General features: G+C 42.9%; 11 protein-coding genes. 4 read left to right on the top strand and 7 right to left on the bottom strand.

The window, feature by feature from the left end:
• A partial coding sequence (locus tag G3KMM_RS00500; RefSeq protein WP_164998454.1) for a transglycosylase domain-containing protein occupies positions 1-2526 on the bottom strand: 2526 nt, incomplete at its 3' end.
• Positions 2527-2733: 207 nt separating this feature from the next.
• Here G3KMM_RS00500 and G3KMM_RS00495 point away from each other — a divergent pair.
• The 4 genes from G3KMM_RS00495 to G3KMM_RS00480 all read left to right on the top strand — a co-directional run bounded on the left by G3KMM_RS00495 (position 2734) and on the right by G3KMM_RS00480 (position 10398).
• Positions 2734-4971 carry a glycine rich domain-containing protein gene (locus G3KMM_RS00495; RefSeq protein WP_129603974.1) on the top strand — a complete coding sequence of 746 codons (2238 nt, stop codon included), beginning with the start codon at positions 2734-2736 and terminating at the stop codon, positions 4969-4971.
• A 22-nt stretch (positions 4972-4993) separates the two neighbouring features.
• Positions 4994-7243: a glycine rich domain-containing protein gene (locus G3KMM_RS00490; RefSeq protein ID WP_164998453.1), complete on the top strand. Its 2250-nt coding sequence runs from the start codon at positions 4994-4996 to the stop codon at positions 7241-7243.
• Between the two features lie 15 nt (positions 7244-7258).
• A complete protein-coding gene (locus tag G3KMM_RS00485; protein WP_129603969.1) occupies positions 7259-9511 on the top strand; it encodes a glycine-rich protein in 2253 nt (750 codons plus the stop codon).
• Between the two features lie 149 nt (positions 9512-9660).
• A complete protein-coding gene (locus G3KMM_RS00480) occupies positions 9661-10398 on the top strand; it encodes a PIN/TRAM domain-containing protein (protein WP_129603967.1) in 738 nt (245 codons plus the stop codon).
• Between the two features lie 78 nt (positions 10399-10476).
• On the opposite strand, the gene G3KMM_RS00475 is transcribed toward G3KMM_RS00480, so the two are convergent.
• The 6 genes from G3KMM_RS00475 to G3KMM_RS00450 form a co-directional block, all read right to left on the bottom strand.
• On the bottom strand, positions 10477-11670 hold the full coding sequence (locus G3KMM_RS00475; protein WP_164998452.1) for a phosphoketolase family protein: 1194 nt from the start codon (positions 11668-11670) through the stop codon (positions 10477-10479).
• Positions 11663-12838, bottom strand: a complete 1176-nt coding sequence (locus G3KMM_RS00470; RefSeq protein WP_129603963.1) for a phosphoketolase family protein — start codon at positions 12836-12838, stop codon at positions 11663-11665. Before G3KMM_RS00470 ends, G3KMM_RS00475 begins: the two co-directional genes overlap by 8 nt.
• 66 nt (positions 12839-12904) lie before the next feature.
• Entirely contained in the window at positions 12905-13480 is a 576-nt protein-coding gene (locus tag G3KMM_RS00465; RefSeq protein WP_129603961.1) for a nucleotide exchange factor GrpE, read from the bottom strand.
• A gap of 12 nt (positions 13481-13492) precedes the next feature.
• Positions 13493-14380, bottom strand: coding sequence for an HrcA family transcriptional regulator (locus tag G3KMM_RS00460; protein WP_206660619.1), 888 nt, complete (start codon positions 14378-14380; stop codon positions 13493-13495).
• A 61-nt stretch (positions 14381-14441) separates the two neighbouring features.
• Entirely contained in the window at positions 14442-16511 is a 2070-nt protein-coding gene (locus G3KMM_RS00455) for a BspA family leucine-rich repeat surface protein (protein ID WP_129603960.1), read from the bottom strand.
• 136 nt (positions 16512-16647) lie between these two features.
• Entirely contained in the window at positions 16648-18357 is a 1710-nt protein-coding gene (locus G3KMM_RS00450) for a BspA family leucine-rich repeat surface protein (protein ID WP_129603958.1), read from the bottom strand.
• Positions 18358-18567 lie beyond the last annotated feature (210 nt).

Raw genomic sequence — 18567 nt, 5'->3', positions numbered from 1 at the left:
ATCAACGTCTACGGTGAGAGCTGGAAGAGTACAGCTAGCGGCCTTCTTCTTAGTGTATTTATTGAATTTCATGGCTTCCTTTTGGATGCCGTTATTCTTACTATTGAACCAGCTTGGCCAAATATCGGTAACGCCATTCACGGTGAGGGTTTGCATCCCAGCGGGTTGAGCTGGTTTATCACCAGGTTTCCATTTACCCTCGGCAGCATAAACTTTGGTATGAACTGGGCCCATATAGTCGTTAACAACTGTACGGACGATGGTGTTCGAGCTATTCCAGAGGCCGGAACCATCATGATTGCCGTTCCAGACAATAGTGGCGATAGCGGATGAATAAGAGGCCATGAGAGAATCTTTGGTGATTGCAGAGTTTGAGGTGGTGGTGGTACCAGTTTTGGAGGCAGTCCAGACACCAGGAACAACGAAACCAGCAGAGCGAGCGAGAGAGCCAAAGACGAGATTACGAGCGTTGGCGTCGCCAAGAATATCGGTGACCATGTAGGCAGCCTGGGCATCGAGGACACGCTTACCGGCGGTATCTTCCCATTTTTCGACGACATCACCAGAAGAGTTTTTGACTTCGAGGATATAGGTGAGAGGTTTATAAACACCACCACGAGCGATAGAGGCATAGGCGTTGGCGTGCTCGATTGGGCGAACGTTACAACCAGAACCAATAGCAACAGAGCGACCGCCTGAGGTATCAGTACAATATGAGAGATCACCGAGGTCATGTACGACCTTCAAGCTATTTTCGATACCGTTAATGTAGAGTGCTTTAACGGCTGGAATGTTGAGGGAGTTGGCGAGAGCTTTACGGATTGGAATACTACCATAGAAGGCGCCGGTATAGTTTCGGAGTTGGCAGGCGCCAGTGAAGCCAGCACAGTAGTATTTATCAATATTCTCATCTTTCAGAATGGAGCCAGCGCCATAATTGACACCTTCACGCTGAGCAAAGAGAGGGGCGTAGTCGAGGATTGGCTTGATGGTGGAACCTGGTTCAAGTAGGGCAGTAGCGGCATTAACTTCACCATAAACTGGCTTATTCCAATCGGCAGAGCCAACCATGGCGATGACCTGTCCAGTTTCGACATCAACTGAGGAGAGTGAGATATTATCGCTACCGTTAGTACGCATGAGCTTGACGCCATTGGCGACGGCTGCCTCAGCGTATTCCTGTGCACGAAGATCTAGGGATGTCTTAATAGTGAAGCCACCAGCGCGCATAGTTTTGACACCATACTTTGCCTCAAGTTGCTTCTTTACCTCAAGAACAAAGTGAGGGGCTTTGATATTAGTGTAGCGGCTGACCTCAGGTTGAATCTCGTCAAGAATATTAACTTTTTTAGCTTCTTCAGCCTGTTCAGCGGTGATATAGCCCATTTTTTCCATGACATCGAGAGTCTTTTGCTGCCTGGCGATGAGAGCTTTGTTGGCGGCAGTATTGTATGGGCTGAGATAGGACGGGTTGTTTGGAATAGAAGCAAGGAGAGCGGACTCAGCTAGAGTGAGGTCTTTAGCAGATTTCTTGAAGTAGGCCTGTGCGGCGCTTTCTACACCGTTACGGCGGCCGCCGTATGGAGACTCGTTAAGATACATGGTGATAATCTGTTCCTTAGAATACATCTTCTCGAGCTCGAGGGCGAGGATCATCTCCTTAATCTTGCGAGGGAGACCAGTGACGGTACGGTTGCTGGCTTCATCGGAGAAATAAACCTGCTTGATCAGCTGCTGAGTCAAAGTAGAGCCACCTTGAACACCGTGACCTGAGAGAGTGGAAAGACTGGCGCGGATGAGGGCAAAGAAGTTAACACCTGGGTGGTTATAGAATTCGCGATCCTCGATAGCAACTGTGGCCTGACGCATGTAGGTGGAGATATTTTCACCTTCAACAACTAGACGATAGTCACCGTCACCCCTATCTTCCCAGAGGACCTGACCATTACGATCGAGATAGGTATTGACCGTTCCGGAAACTTTCATCTGGTCGAGACGGATTTCGTCGAGATCTTTTTTGTAATAGAGGAAAAGGCCACCAATAGCAATAACAGAGATAAGGAAGAGGACGGCGGCAGATTTAAGGAAGAAGAAGAGACCTTTCTTTGAGAAGATGAAACGGAAAACACGCTTTGGATGAAGTCTGGCAAAGAAGCGCTTAACTGGATCTTTAGGAAGCTTGGCAAGCTCTTCTGCATCTTTACGAGCTTTTGCTTCTTTCTTGGCACGAGAGCGATAAATAAGAGATGAATAGAGATTCATTTTCTGATCTTTTTTATGGAAGATCGAACGCTTTGGAGCTTTAGTTTCAGATTTTTTCATAGTAGAAGTTTTTTCAGTTTTGACAGGTTCTTGACGAACTGTTCTTTGAGAAGAGCTAGTTCCCGCACGACTTGAGGTGCGAGTTTGCAGATGATCAGTCTCGCGATTGATCGATCGCCCCACTAGGGGGTCGCCACTAGCCCTTGTTGTTTTTCCCTGTTTTTCCATAGCGGTTTTTTCTTTATCCTTACCAGTATTAACCACCCTGTCCTCCGTTTTATTGACAATTTTATATAATTATACACTTGTGTTTTAGTTACGGCAACTAAAAATTCTTGCATTTTCAGTAGATTAAAACCCAAAAATTGTGGGCCAAAATGATGGACTTATATTTTTATTTTCTTTATAATGGTAATGGTTATATTCTTAGGAGGTCATAAGAATATATAAACAGGAAGGTCAAAAATAAATATGAAAAAAATTACAAGGAGAACGCTGGGTAAAAATCTAGCACCAGTCTTTAGTCTCTTGGGCTGCCTTGCAGTTTTTGCAATCTCCCTGCTAATTTATTCTAGTACTTATGCGGTAGTGACGTATGGCAACCAAAATACTGCTAGTACTGATACATCTACGAATGGATATTATCTGACGATTTCACATAGGAACGCGGTTACATTTGGAATAGACAACACTTCGTTCAATCAAACATTAAAAGCACCTGCACAGATTGGTGTAACGACAAATTCTTTAACTGGATATAAGCTGTATATAACGGGAGCTGACAGTAATCTAAAAACAGATGACGGATTGCATACGATTCCATATGACAACTTAACGGCAAGCCCGGTCCAGAAAACCAACTTAACGCAAAATAGTTGGGGGATCTTTGTAAAGAAGAGTGGGCAGGATTATGTAATTCCACTCTGCACGATTAGCGAATTAACTGAAGCCTGTTTGATTGCCGAAAGTAATACACCTGTAACAAATGCGCAGCCAGACGTATCGTTTGGTGTACATGTAGGTACTAATATTGCAAGTGGATCTTATCATTCAGTACCGTTAGTTTATTCGGCAGTCCTAAATACTAGCTCAACAGCTGAGTTCCCGATTCGCAATATCACGAACACTAAAGTTCCCTTGATGCAAAACGGCGATACAGTAACCAGTTCGACAAATAAAAAATTAAAACATCGTTTTAAAATTGAGGTACCAATTTTGGAGCTTGACCGTGCAATGGTAAGGCCTGATCCAAGTATGTACACTGCAACCGTCGGTGGGATAAAATGCGATATCGAGGATTTATTTGAAAAAACTAAGGATGGGGTTACTTTTGCCTGCGTGGCTGATTTTAGCACTGCAAATCCTAAGTTTCATGCAGGCCAAAAAGCAGAAGTAGTGGTAACTACTAAACCATACGGATACACCTTCTCAAAGCAGAATGCGGTGGAGTTTATATCTGCGGAATCGACCTTTAGTTATACTGGAGGACCACAGGAAATGGTGGCTCCAATAAAGGGCAAGTATCTTATTCAAGCAATGGGAGCTAATGGCGCAGACCGTACAGCCGCTCAGGCAGGATTATACTGGTATGGTTCACCTAATACATTCCTTGGAGGAAGAGGTGGATATTCGGCAGGATATAAAGATTTTGAGACAGGCGAAAAATCAATGATTTTTGTCGGAGGCAAGGGTGAACCTGGAAATAGTATAGGCACCGTTGGTTACTATGCAAAAGGCGGTTTTAACGGTGGTGGAAATGGATCACCTGGACTACTAACACATGGAACCACTACGAATGCATGGGGTGGCAATGGTGGCGGTGGAGGTAGCGATGTGAGACCAGATGTAATAGATTATGGCCAATATAAAAATCTTAGATATTCTCCAGGTTTTAACTCTTCAGATATACTGCTTAACGCTGGACCGTGGGCTAATATTGAATATGGGATATATCAGGCTGTTCTTAAAACAACCAATCTACCTGATTCTGATTTTGAGGGGGCATTAGTATACTATGATTATGGATATCACTATCTTCCTGATGTTTATATACAGAAGTTTGGTGATTATATTTTAGTCTACTTCAGTTATCCAGCCAGCTCGCCAGCAGCAACGCATCTTCCTGGTGGGAATCCTGGCCCTGCAGTTGAGATTCGATTAAAAGTAAAAACAACCAATCAAGTCGCCGATATAACAAGCATGAAATTCTATAAACTTGACGAGCGCTACATCGTTGCCGGTGGTGGCGGTGGCGGGTCTCTAACGCATATGGGTGGAAACGGTGGTGGAACATCTGCAGGTGATAGCCAGTATATTGGGCCAACTTCTGAACCTAACTATAATAACTTCCACACTGGACTTGGTGCCGACAATGTAACACGTGGCGGCGGCGGCTTTGGATATGGTGCTTCCGCGCCTAAACATAATAACGGCTATCCAGAACTTGGAGCTACAGGTGATATTCTTGGTCGACCTGGGGCTGGCGGAGGATGGCACGGAGGATTTACTGGTCAAGGTACTTATGATCGTTTCCATGTTAGCGCGGGTGCTGGCGGTGGCTCAGGTTATGTTGGTGGTGTTAGCGATGGAGTGTCGTTTGCATTCGGAGAGGCTGGGCGACCTACAACTATTTGGGATAATCTGGAACCTGCTGATAAAAACGGGGTTGTTAAAATAAGAATCACTGACTATCAAGGCGGTGTTGAATAAGGAAAGAAGCTCAATGAGACGAATGAATAAAAATAGAATTAATGGCAGGGTACTTCGTTTATTTGCTCCGATAATGATGTTACTAATTGTGGTATTAACATTGGGAGTAGTTTTGATAGTTCAATCGAATACTTATGCGGTAGTAACATATGGTGGCCAGGAGACTAAAAGTACTGAAACCGCGACAAGTGGTGCATATTTTACTATGGCATATCAAAAAGCCGTGAATTTTGGAATTGATAATACCTCCTTTAATCAAACCTTAAGAGCCGATGCAGGGGTGCATGTCACTACAAACTCCCCAACTGGATATAAGCTATATATCACAGGGGCTGATAATAAATTAAAGACCTCTGATGGGTTACATGAGATACCTTATAACAATCTAACAACTAACCAAATTCAGAAATCAAATTTGGATAGAAATTCTTGGGGAATATTTGTAAAGAAAGGAAGCCAGGATTATTTAATTCCACTTTGTACGATAGCTACGTTAAGTGAATCTTGTTTGATTTCAGAGAACAATGGCCCAGTGACTAATAAACATGCGTCAGTGGAATTTGCGGCCCATGTAGGAACAGACCTTCCAACTGGTTCTTATCACTCTGTACCACTAGTGTATTCTGCGGTAATTAATACTAACTCAACAGCGGAGTTTCCGATTCGCAGTATAAAAAATACTAAGGTACCTTTGATGCCGAACGGTGAAACTGTAACAAAAAAACCTTCAAATCTAAAATTAAGGCACTTATTTGAAATTGAAGTGCCACTCCTAGAATTTGATCAAACAATGACAAGACCGGACCAGAGCATGTATACGATATCCGTGGGAGGTGTTGACTGTGAAATCATTGCGAACTCTTTTGTAAAGAATAAGGATGGAGTTACTTTTAAGTGTGTATCCGATTTTAATACAGCAAACCCTAAATTCACACCTGGGCAAAAGGCGGAAGTTGTGATTACAACTAAACCATATGGATACACATTTTCAAAACAGAACGCAGTGGAATTTATCAATGCAGTGACGACATTTAATTACACTGGAACACCACAAGAAATGATTTTCCCTATTTCAGCTTCTTACATGATTGAAGCGATGGGTGCTAATGGTGGAGATAGAACACCATTACAGGCAAGCCAAACCTGGTACGGATCAAATGAAGTAATGATGCCTGGGATTGGTGGATATGCTAAAGGCACTAGGTCGTTCAATGAAAATGAGAAGGTAATGGTTTTTGTGGGTGGAAAGGGCCAATCTGCACATGATAGGGGAGCAGCGCCTTATGATGCCAAAGGTGGATTTAATGGGGGAGGTAATGGATCAAGCGGACTACTTGTGCCTGGAACTAATATATATAGCTGGGGTGGTGCAGGGGGTGGAGGAAGTTCCGATATTAGACCTTACGAAATAGATGATTATGCACAATTTATTCACCATCGTGATAAACGTACGGACGGTTGGCGAGATCCGTCAAGCATTTTTCTTAATGATGGGCCATGGGCAAACCTAATTCGGGGAACATATCAGGCGGTAATAAAAACCGTGAACTTGCCAGATTCTGATTTTGAAGGAGTTTCAGCCTATTACGACCTTGGCAATGCTAATCTCAGCGATGTTTATACCCAAAAATTTGGGGATTATATTCTTGTTTATTTTGCCTACGCGGGCACACCAGCTGCAACTCATTTGGAGGCTGGAAACCCTGGACCTGCGATAGAGATTAGGTTAAAAGTAAAGACGACTAATCAAGCCGCTGATATTACGAGCATGAAATTTTATAATATGTCGATTAATAGATTAATAGTGGCTGGAGGTGGGGCGGGTGGATCTTATATTGCTAAGGGCGGCAATGGCGGGGGTGCCGATACAAATCCGAAGTACCTGGGAAGCACGTCTGATCCGAACTTTTCTAACTTTAGATTTCCTGAAGGAGGAATAGGATATAGAGGCTGCTTCTTTGCCTATGGAGCATCTGCGCCCTCTCATGGAGCGATTTACCCTAGAGTTCCAGTAGAATCAGCTGGACGCCCAGGAGCAGGTGGTGGATGGTTCGGAGGTTGTGCCGAGCAAAGTGACTACAGTACTAGTCCGGTTCTTGGAGCTGGAGCGGGTGGAGGTAGCGGACTTGTTAGACAAATGTCTTCATTTGAGATTTCCGGATACGGAGATGCGGGCAAAAGCCAAGAACCATGGAATACACTCCAACCATCTGATAAAAATGGGATTGTAAGAATGACTATCGTTGATTATGAAGCTGGGGTTTCATATTAAGGAGACTACTAAAAAATGAGTATAAAAAAATTTACAATAAAAAGTTGGTTCCCCGTTGTTTTGCTACCAACTGCGCTATTCTTTGCTGGCTTACTAATAATTAGTACGTTTGTATTTATATACTCAAATACTTATGCGGTAGTGACATATAGTAGTGAAACCAATACTAGTTCATCATTTACTTCCACACAAGGGTATTCAGTGAGCCTTACTATGCCTAAGTCGGTCACTTTTGGTATTGATGGCACTAATTCTAGCCAAACTATAAAAGCAGATGCCAAGGTCATTGTGACGACTAACTCCGTAACTGGATATAAGCTATACCTCACCTCACACTCGAAAGAATTAACACACGTAAATGGTTTAAATCAAATTAATTATGCGAATCCGGGTAATACTTCTATTCAGAAATCTAGCTTAGACGATGATAGTTGGGGCGTTTTTGTAAAACGAAATAATGTTAACTATATTATTCCAATTTGCGAATCAGCACAGTTAACTGAGGAGTGTTTAATCTCTAAAAGCTCAGTACCTGTTACTAACGAAAAAGCGCCAATTGAATACGGTGTAAATGTTAATTCCGAAATGGCTGTTCCAGGTCATTATTCCTCGGCAGGTCTAGTTTACACTGCAATTGCCAACTCAAGCACAACTGGTGAATTTCCAGTAACAGAATTAACAAACTCAAAGGTACCACTACTTGCTAATGGTAATCAATTAACAAGTTCAACAAAGCACAGATTTAAAATAACAATACCAATACTTGAAAATCAATCTGAAGTTCTTGGAGATGCTATAGATAAACGATACAAAGTTACAATTGGAAATAGACTTGATTGTAAAGCTACCACCAATGGAAGGGTGCATTCTGCTAAAGGTCTTACATTCGATTGTATAGCAGATTTTAATACAGCTAGCCCAAGGTTTCTCCCAGGACAAAAGGCTGATTTAGTGGTCGATACCATTCCATACGGATATACATATTTAAAACAGAATGCAGTTGAGTTTATTGCTGGTGAAAAAACTTTTAACTACACGGGAACTCCTCAAGAAATGGTGTCTGAGATTACTGGAAACTATAGGATTGAGGCGATGGGTGCTAATGGCGGAGATCAAACGCCGGCCCAAGCGAATGAGCACTGGTATGGTTCGAATGAAGTATTAGCTCCCGGTATTGGAGGCTATACTTCCGGAATTAAGGGAATGTTTGAGAATGAAAAATACATGGTTTTTGTGGGTGGAAAGGGCCAATCTGGCCATGACAGAGGAGCAGCGCCTTATGATGCCAAAGGTGGATTTAATGGGGGAGGTAATGGAGCAAGCGGACTGCTTGTGCCTGGAACTAATATATATAGCTGGGGTGGTGCAGGGGGTGGAGGAAGCTCTGATGTTAGACCTTACGAAATAGATGATTATGTACAATTCATTCATCATCGTGATAAACGTACGGACGGTTGGCGAGATCCGTCAAGCATTTTTCTTAATGATGGGCCATGGGCAAACCTAATTCGGGGAACATATCAGGCGGTAATAAAAACCGTGAACTTGCCAGATTCTGATTTTGAAGGAGTTTCAGCCTATTACGACCTTGGCAATGCTAATCTCAGCGATGTTTATACCCAAAAATTTGGGGATTATATTCTTGTTTATTTTAACTATACTGGGGTACCAGCAGCCACTCATTTGCCTGCTGGAAATGCTGGTCCAGCAATTGAGATTCGACTAAAAGTAAAGACGACTAATCAGGCCGCTGATATAACCAGTATGAAGTTTTATAAAACAACTGATAGATTATTAGTAGCCGGAGGGGGAGCGGGTGGATCTTATATTGCAAAAGGCGGAAATGGAGGTGGAGCGACAGGTATGAAACCATCTTATCTTGGCAGTACTGGAGACGCAATGTATAGTAGATTTAGATTCCCGAACGGAGGCAATCAAATTGCAGGTGGTGGTGCTGGATTTGGGGCATCTGCACCGACACACGGGGCAATCTACCCCAATGGATCAGTTGAATCAGCAGGCAGAGCTGGAGCGGGTGGAGGTTGGTTTGGAGGTTATGCCGAACAAAGCGATTACAGCACTAGTCCAGTGATTGGAGCTGGAGCGGGTGGAGGCTCTGGACACCTCTATTTTATGGTGAGAAATGGGACTACTTATGGATATGGAGAATCTGGAAAAGATATGACGCCATGGAGTACTTTGCAGCCTGCAGATAAGAATGGAATTGTTCGTTTTAAGCTCGTCGATTATCTTGGGATGGAAAATTAATTATTTAGTCGGTACACTATATTGTCTGTTATAGTATTTCTGAATAAATATCTCATATTTGAGATATTTATTTTTATATACAATGGAGCATGTAAGACATAATTTGAGTAGTTCTAGTTTGAGATCGCGTCAAGTGATATAATTGATACATGACTGAAATTATTTTAATATTAGTGGTAGTGATTTTCTTGCAGACGACGTTTCTGGCGATTCGCTCGTTCAAGAAGAGTTTTAACTACTACGGCCAAAACCGTAAGATATATATTGATTCATCAACTTTGATGGATGGAAGAATTTTAAATGTGGCAAAGACTGGCTTTCTTGGCGGGGTCTTAATTATTCCACGTAGTGTTTTGCGTGAAATGCAACTACTGGCAGACGGTAAGGATTCCGAAAAGAGAAACCGAGCTCGTGCAGGACTTGATATCGTACGGGAGCTTGAGAGAGTGGTCCATGTCGACGTGGTTATTCTGTCCGATCCACTCGATCGTACGCCAGTAGACGATCGACTAATTCAGTTAGCTAAGGAAAATCGTGGCCTGATCATGACTAATGATTATAATCTTGGTAAAGTGGCGGCTACTCTCGATATCGATGTACTAAATATTAATGATCTCGCGATGGAACTGCGAGCTGATTTTCTACCTGGAGAAAAGCTTAAACTAAAGATTGTAGCGGCTGGAAGTAATCCAAAACAAGGCGTGGGCTATCTCCCAGACGGAATGATGGTAGTTGTCGACGATGCCTCTTCCAAAATTGGAAAGACAATCGAAGTTGAATTTGTGCGTTTCTTTCAAACTAGTTCGGGCCGCATGATGTTTGCTAAAATATCCGAAACCAGTAAGCCTAATGTAAGCTTTGTGAAGGGGCGTGGGCGTAAAAGATAAAATCGATTAATCTAAAAACTCGCGGAGAAGTTCGCGAGTTTTTAGTTTAGTTTATATAGGTTATTTTTTTGTGAAGCTTTAGTTATCGATGCCAAGTTCAGGGTGATCAATGCCATGCTCAAGGGCGTAATCTTGATATTTGCCTAATTGCTTCTGATATTTCTCAATAAGATCGTTACGATCAAACTCAGCTGCCACATCAAGAGCCAGATGTAATCTTGAAGCATGATTCATAGTCAACATAGCGAATGGAGTGACAGTGCTTCCCTGTTCCTCGAAGCCATGACCTTTAATGCGTTTTTTGTCGGTGTAATTACTGAGAATATCAGTGAAGGTGTTTGGATAACCATGGAAACTGGTAGAAATAGGAGCGGATTGGCCGAAGAGCTGATTGAAATCGGCTTGTGAGAGTGGATTTTTAGTTGTACCAATGGCACCATAAGTGAGAGCTGAAATATTGATTAAACCAAAGTGCATCTCAGGAAGATCTTGGCGAAGGATTTTGATTGCTTCGACGGCTTCACGAGTAGCGATATCGCCAGCAGTAACAAAGAGGTAGTCGAAGGTGTCGTCATCCTTTTTGTTTGAAATAAATTCAAATAAGCTGCAGCCCGTCTCAAAGTTTTGTTTTGCTTCTTGCTCGGTCTGCCAGATTGGCTCGTCGGTCTTATTAAAGGTGACAAGATTGACCTGGCTTTTGGATTGCATGAGAAAATCAAAACATGGAGCAACCGAGCTTGCATCAACTGGAAAGAAACAGTTGACATGATGACCTGGACGATCAAGCAAAGACGAGATCAGCATTGGCGATTGATGAGAAAAACCGTTGTGATCCTGACGCCAGCAGGTACTAGTACTTAAAAGATTGACCGAGGGATATTGAGGACGCCAAGAAACCTCTTCAGATTGCTCGAGAAATTTTAGATGCTGAATAATCTGCGAAAGAATAATGGTAAAGAAGGCCTCATAGCTAGTCATCATGGCAGGTTCGTTGGAAAGAAGGTGGCCGATCATCACTGAGAAAAGAACATTCTCGGAAAGTAGCTCGACAATGCGGCCATCTGGGGATTCTGGAAGATCCCATTTCTTTTTGGGAAGCGAAACACCCCAAGCCCTAGTGGTGGCCTGATAGATTTCATCAAGTTTATTGCTGGTGGTCTCGTCGGGACTAAAAAGATAGAAGCTGGAATCCTGCTCAGCCTGCTCTTTTAATTTATGGCCAAAAACTTTGGCAATGGATTTCTTAGTGGAGCCTGGCTCAAAATTATTCATTGATAAAACCTTTCTCACGAGTAAATAGTTGATTGAATTGATAGGAACGAAGCCATGATTCCAAGGCGCGAAGTTCGTGCTCATCGCTTTTGGCTTTTGGAAGTGGCACTTGGTGGGCTTTGAAGTTGCCGCGTACCTTCAGGTCTTCAGCAATAAGTGGGCCAGTGAGTCCCTTCTCGGTTTCAAGAATAATAAAGATAGGCTTCTCACTATTCTTAGCCTGATGAAGCGCGGATTCAAGATCAAGAATAAGGTTTCTGGTGATTAAGTCGGTATCCTGACTGGTTAATTCAAAGGCGGTACGGGCAGAATCTGGGGCCATTTCATCATATTCTTCACGAATGAGGTTTGTGATTTTGTGTTCAACTTCTTCAAAAGTTGAGACAGAAGAATCCTCATCGGAATCGTCAAAGGAATCGACAAGATCAAGCTCTTCGGTGTCGACTGGACTTAAGCGTTCTTCGATGCGGACTGGCTGAAAACCAAAACCACGGATGAGTTCATTGAGTTGATGTGCGGAGCGACGACTGGCGACGGTGGGGCCAGAGATTTTATAACCGTTGAGATGTAGAACTGGAATAATTTTGCCATTATTCGGAGAGGAGAGCAGGTCGTTTAAGTTTAGGCTGGCGAGAGTGGTGGCAGTCTCAAATTCACCGTCACCAATCAACACAACAGCAGTGCGTTCAGGGTGCCCGAGGCAGTAGCCATAGGCAGTGGCGAGAGAGTAGCCAAGTTCGCCACCTTCACAGATGACGCCAGGAGCAGAAGGACTAGCATGGGACGGAAAGCCGCCGATGCGAGAAAATAGTTCTGAGATTTTGGCAAGACCAGCATAGTCGCGAGAAAGAGTGGAGTCGACTGCGGCTAGATCACCATCATAAAAAAGGTTGGCCTGAAGAGCTGGAAACCCATGGCCGGGACCAAGAACAAAAGTGGTTTGCTCTTTTTGGTCAGCAAAAACATTGCGCATAGATGCATAGACCAGATTGATGCCTGGACAGGTGCCCCAGTGCCCAAGAAGGCGGGGTTTTACATCATCAAAGGCTAGTGGTCGCTCGAGAAGAAAATTGTCTTTAAGAAAAATTTGGGTAACGGTGAGGTAGTTGCAGGCACGAATACGTTCCATGGTGCGTTGCAATTTTGCCTCGTCTTGTTGATAATTCATATGTTTATTATAGCACGAAGGACCTAAGGTCAGACAGTGTAATCATAATGAAGCAGAGACCTCTGACTACTGGTGCTTAACGCGAACCATAGCGGCGCGAAGAACCTGCCCTTCGTAAAGATAACCTGGAATTAACTCTTCGGCAATTACTTCTTTGCCGGATTCATCGTCTTCCATAGAGATAGCGTTATGAAATTCAGGATTAAAAGTAGTACCGACACTGGAGTCGATGATGGAAAGATTGAGAGACTTGAGGGTTTTATCGAGGGTTTTTTGGACGGGAGCTAATAAGTCTGGGTGGGCCTTAATGGCGCGAGACATATCATCGATTAAGGGCAAGAATTTACTGACCGTGGCATGCTTGGCGAGATTTTTTGCCTGTTCCCTTTGGAGGTCGACTTGTTTGCGAAAATTTTCAAAGTCGGCACGAGTGCGCTGAAGGTCGCCAATGAGTTCAGCGTTTTGCTGTGCAAGTTTTTCAAGCTCTGGGTTTATAGAAGAATCGGATACCTGACCTAAATGCGGATTAGAATGCGGAGTAGAGTGTGGCACGGAGGATGATTTTGCTTGCGCTTCAGGCTGTGATGCAAAATGAGGCGTAGTTTGTGATGCTTTATGTGGTTCGGTTTGTGGTTGAGTCATAATTTCCTTTCTTTAGTACATATTTTCTAGATATTGACCAGCGTGACGAACGAGACTCATGACTTGAGCGTAGTTCTGGCGCGTGGGGCCAAGGATGCCAATATAACTGGAGTCGGAGTAGGGGGAGCGGAATTTGCTGATAATGAGGGAGACGTCCGAATTTTTGCCAATGGGATTTTCGCGACCAATAAAAATATTGAGGGGCTGTCCTGGCCTAGCTTCTCTTAACCATGGCTCAAGATTATCTAGGAGCTTGGAAACATTTTGGATACGCTGATAATCTGTAAATTCAGGCTGTGAGAAGAGCTTAGAAATGCCAGAAAGATAGAGCTGGTTACCGATGGTGGCGAGGCCGAGATTGCCTGTTAGTTCAACCAGCATATCAACAGCAGTACGGATGGCATATTCAGCTTGAGCCTGAGAATTAATGCGGACCTCAAGGGCATGTAGGCCACGATTCCTGTCTTGTTGGCCCGAAGAAAGAGCGCGACTGGGGCTGATTCTGCGATAGGAAGAGTCGAGGTAAAGGCTGACGGAATCGTCAAGATAGGCAGGATCTGACTCTTCTTCATTATAGTCTTCTTGAGAAGGGACGTTGAAGTCGGTATCGGACTCAGAGGAGTTGGCCGAGCTAAGATTTTCGCGTTCAACAAGATTATTGACGTAAAAACGATAGCCCGCGTCGGTGGGGATACGGCCGGCAGAAGTATGGGGAGAGGCGATGAGGCCAAGTTCTTCAAGACGAGCCATCTCGGAACGAATAGTGGCACTCGATACATCAAAAAGTTTAGCAAGAGTGACGCTGCCAACCGGTGCAGCCATCTCGGCATACTCTTCGATGATGGCAAAAAGAATGGATTGCTGACGGTCAGTGAGATGAATTTGAGGTTGTTTTTCCATAATTTATTAAGGATATTATAGCGCTTTGGCACTCAAAATACAAGAGTGCCAAAATTTTCAATTATGGTTTCTGGGTGAAATAGCCAGGGTTGCCTGGGGCGTCGATATGAGCGAAGTTTGAGGTGTAGTTTGGCCAGGCCCAGGTGGTACCATTGCCGCCAGTAAGATTGCTATTGTCCATAAAGATGTTGGCAGGATTTGGAGTGAGATTGTCGGTAACGAAGTTTGGAGAAGCGTAGATGGTTTTCACTTTCATATAGTTGAACATACCATCGGCTCTTCTCAGATTATGAGTATCAAAGTTTGAGATATCAAGCTGAGTATCGTTTTGGTTAACGACGAAAGTGTAATAGAACATAGCCTCCATATTCTCAACATTTCTAGTATCGAAGGAACTGACATTGAGGTTCTGAAGGTAGGCAAGACCGACAAACATGCGCTCCATGTCGGTGACCTGGCTAGTATTGAAGCTGGAGAGATCGAGCTCAGTAATTGGGGGGTTCTCTGCGTTCATAAAGAACATGCGGTTCATTGTAGTAACATTACTTGTATCGAAGCTCGAGAGATTAATTGTGGTGAGAGATTCCATGTCCTCAAACATAGATGACATATTGGAAACTTGGCTAGTATCGAAACTAAAAAGATCAAGGTCTCTAAGTTTTTTTGTTCCTTTAAACATGGCTTTCATATTCGTAACATTTGTAGTTTTAAAATCCTGAAGATTTAAATACTCAAGATTTGTCATATTGGAGAAGAATCCTGACATGTCCGTAATGTGACTTAGATCCCATCCAGACATACTTAATGAAGTCAGTTTTTCTTTGGTTTGCCAAAGAAAACCATCAATATATGTTACATTGCTCACGTTTAAACCAGTAAGATCCAACTCTTTTAACTTACCCTGTTCAGCAAACATACGTCTCATATTCGTTACACTTGAAGTATTGAAGTTGCGAATATCGATTGATGGTAAATATGATCCATCAAACATAGCTTCCATATTAGTCACCTTGCTGGTATCAAAACTTGAAAAATCAATTGGATCAATATCGAAGTTGGCACCCATTGTAAAGCTGCCGAACATATAACTCATATCTTCTACATTACTAGTATCAAAGCCGGTGAGGTTAATATGTTTAACGATCCATTTACCACCATGAAACATCCAGGACATATTTTTGACGCGGCTGGTATTGATACCGGTCATATCAATCAAGTCCATATCTGAGTAATTATCGCCAATATCATGGAACATATAACTAGAGTCTTCGTTAGCATAGGCGGTATCGGCGTCGCTCCACCAAAGAATACTCTGAGCAGCTGGATCATACCAAGCATAAGCTGGGACTTCTGAATCTGCAGTAGAGACTACCGTCGTAGCCGCCCCGGCAGGAGGGGCTGCATTAGCACGCTTAAAGGATTTAACTACGCCGGTCGGGCCGAGACTTGTAATTGCGTTCTTGAAGTTTTGGCCTGGAATAAGGACGGTGGAAGTAGGGACGTGATTGGTGACAGAAGAGATGAGAATTCGCTTTGTATAAGTACCGGATGGGAGATCTGGACTAGGCTTGACGCCAAATTCCAAATTATAAGTAACTGTGTTAGGAATATTTTCAGTATAAAGAAGGTCCGCCTGACTAGCCTTGGCTATTGGCTTGTAATTACCATTTGGAGCAGAGGTAGATGCACGATAGCCCCATTTATTTTGAGTAAAACCAGAAGAGCTAGTCTCTGAAGTGATGCTTGTAAACTTCTGGGAAATTGTTGGGTCAGTTGAATTTAAGCTTGTATCTTCATCTACGCTAGAGAGATAGGTCGTAGCCCCAGTTTCGTTGTTGGTACTTATATTTACAGTAACGGAAGAGGTTTTGAAAGCGGAAGATTGAAGCTCAGCGGCGCTAAAATGAAAGTTGACTGTTGGACTAGAAACCGAAGTGATCAAAGTGGCGGGATGACCCGGGGAGCCTGGGGCGCCAGGAGTAGCAAAAGTGGTACGATCAGAACTTTCAATAACGAATATACCAAGCAGAGTGACCAAAAAACTCAATGTGAGAAAAGGAATTAGATAGAAAATCTTACTAAACTGAAACCGGCGCAAAACGTTAGCACGTTTGGTGTTACTAAAATTCATATTTCCCTTTCCCCCTTTTAAATAACCTTAAGTATTATTAATTATAGCATGAGCGGAAAATCAAGGACAAGGGATTTTGCGGGGATTTAGTTGGCAAAAAGCTTTAGAGGATGAACTGAGGATAACTTGTTAATGATTATGGTTTTCGGGTGAAATAACCTGGGTTGCCTGGCGCGTCGATGTGAGCAAAACCACTATTATTATTTGGATAGGCATATTGCGTACCGTTACCGCCAACTAAGTTTGTGTTAGACATGAACATCTCGTGAGGGATGGGCGCTAGATTATTAACAGTAAATTGATCAGAAACATAGATGGTCTTGGCTTTTGTATAGTTGAACATGCCAAGAGCAGAGGTCAAACTTCTCGTGTCGAAGTTTGATATATCAAGAGTAGCATTCTCAGGAGCCATAAGCGTCCAGTAAAACATACCGTCCATATTTGTGACCTTTCTAGTATCAAAGGTAGAAACATCTAGTGGGTAGATAACACCAGAATGTCTAAACATTTCCTTCATATTAGTAACATTGCTAGTACTAAAACTAGAGAGATTGAGATTTTTAAGAGCAAAGTCATCGCGGAACATATTATTCATGTCTGTCACATTCCTAGTATCGAAACTAGAGAGATCAAGAGCGGTGAGGTTGTGACACTCGTTAAACATGTGATTCATATCTACAACATTCTTGGTGGTGAAACCAGTAAGATTTAAGGTGTTAAGTGCGTGTAATTGATTAAACATGTAGCTCATATCATGGACAGAGTCAAGTTGCCAACCTGAGAGATTGAGTGAAATACGGCCTGGGTTTCTGGCAAAGAGTGAGCCGATGTTATTTACTTCTCTCACATTTAGACCTGATAGGTTTAGGTCGGTAACATTTTTAAGACCATTAAAAAGATGCTCCATATTAGTCACGTTACTAGTTCTGAAGTTTCTAATGTCAATTGACGGAAGATGAGAACCGGCAAACATACCAGTCATGTTTTTTAGCCTTCCAGTATTAAATCGTGAAAAATCAACAGGATCAATTTGTGTGGTTAAATTGTTTTCATACGGAGTGGAGAACATGTAGCCCATATCCTCCACGTTCGAGGTATCGAACTCATCAAGATTAATGTGTTTAACTAAACCATCTTTAGTCCAAAACATATGGTGCATATTTTTCACCCTACTAGTATCAATGCCACGAGTATCAATTAACTGCACGAGTGTTGCATTATCATTAAGGTTTGCAAGCATAAGACTGGAGTCTTCATTAGCATAAACTGTATCAGCAGCACTCCACCAAAATATGGTCCTTGCAGCTTGGTCATACCAAAGATAGATGGGAACATCTGAGTCTGTAGTAGAAACTACCGTAGCTGTGGCTAGATTTGCTGGAGCAATGTTCGATTTCTTAAAATATTCTACATCGTGGCCTATATTAGCATTACGAATTGCACTATTAACATTGGGACCTGGAATAAATGTGGCCGAGGTAGGGACATAATTTGTGATGGCGGTTACTAGTATCTTTTTAGAATAAGTACCAGCGGGAAGATCTGGGCCAGTCTTGACACCAAAATGTAGAAAAAATTTAGCTTGTTCTGGAAGACTAATGTTGAGCGCCTGGTCAGGCTGACTTGCTTTTGGGATTGGCTTAAAAGTGCTGTTAAAGGAGGCCTGATCAGCCAGATACCCCCAGTTTTTGGAATTAAAGGAAGAAGCATTGCTCGGCGAAGTGATTGAAGTAATCTTTTGAGCCACAGAAGAGTCTGTATGGTTCAGACTTGTATCCTCATCAATACTAGAGACATAGGCGGTAAAACCAGTCTTATTATCGGTATCGTATTGAACCACGGCCATGTCTTCCTTAAATGCGGAGGCGGCATTCTCAGCTTGATTAAACTGAAAATTTACGGTCGGCGTCGAGAGAGAGAGAGAGAGAGAGAGAGAGCTGATACTGACGAATGTACAGAAAATAGAACACTTAGAATAGACACAAAAAAGGATGTGAGGAGGAACTGCGGTTTCAAGAAGTTGTGTTTGTATTTTTTGCTTAAAAACATATATGAC

The sequence above is a fragment of the Candidatus Nanosyncoccus nanoralicus genome (assembly GCF_004138405.1).
Lineage (GTDB): Bacteria > Patescibacteriota > Saccharimonadia > Saccharimonadales > Saccharimonadaceae > Nanosyncoccus > Nanosyncoccus nanoralicus.
This window is presented reverse-complemented; position numbering and strand designations above follow the sequence as displayed.

Bases quoted from the DNA above. Each gene is read 5' to 3' on its own strand.
- G3KMM_RS00490 (WP_164998453.1), top strand. From the start codon at position 4,994: ATGAATAAAAATAGAATTAATGGCAGGGTACTTCGTTTATTTGCTCCG.
- G3KMM_RS00460 (WP_206660619.1), bottom strand. From the start codon at position 14,380: ATGGAAAAACAACCTCAAATTCATCTCACTGACCGTCAGCAATCCATT.
- G3KMM_RS00475 (WP_164998452.1), bottom strand. From the start codon at position 11,670: ATGAATAATTTTGAGCCAGGCTCCACTAAGAAATCCATTGCCAAAGTT.
- G3KMM_RS00480 (WP_129603967.1), top strand. From the start codon at position 9,661: ATGACTGAAATTATTTTAATATTAGTGGTAGTGATTTTCTTGCAGACG.
- G3KMM_RS00450 (WP_129603958.1), bottom strand. From the start codon at position 18,357: ATGGCCGTGGTTCAATACGATACCGATAATAAGACTGGTTTTACCGCC.
- G3KMM_RS00455 (WP_129603960.1), bottom strand. From the start codon at position 16,511: ATGAATTTTAGTAACACCAAACGTGCTAACGTTTTGCGCCGGTTTCAG.
- G3KMM_RS00485 (WP_129603969.1), top strand. From the start codon at position 7,259: ATGAGTATAAAAAAATTTACAATAAAAAGTTGGTTCCCCGTTGTTTTG.
- G3KMM_RS00495 (WP_129603974.1), top strand. From the start codon at position 2,734: ATGAAAAAAATTACAAGGAGAACGCTGGGTAAAAATCTAGCACCAGTC.
- G3KMM_RS00470 (WP_129603963.1), bottom strand. From the start codon at position 12,838: ATGAATTATCAACAAGACGAGGCAAAATTGCAACGCACCATGGAACGT.
- G3KMM_RS00465 (WP_129603961.1), bottom strand. From the start codon at position 13,480: ATGACTCAACCACAAACCGAACCACATAAAGCATCACAAACTACGCCT.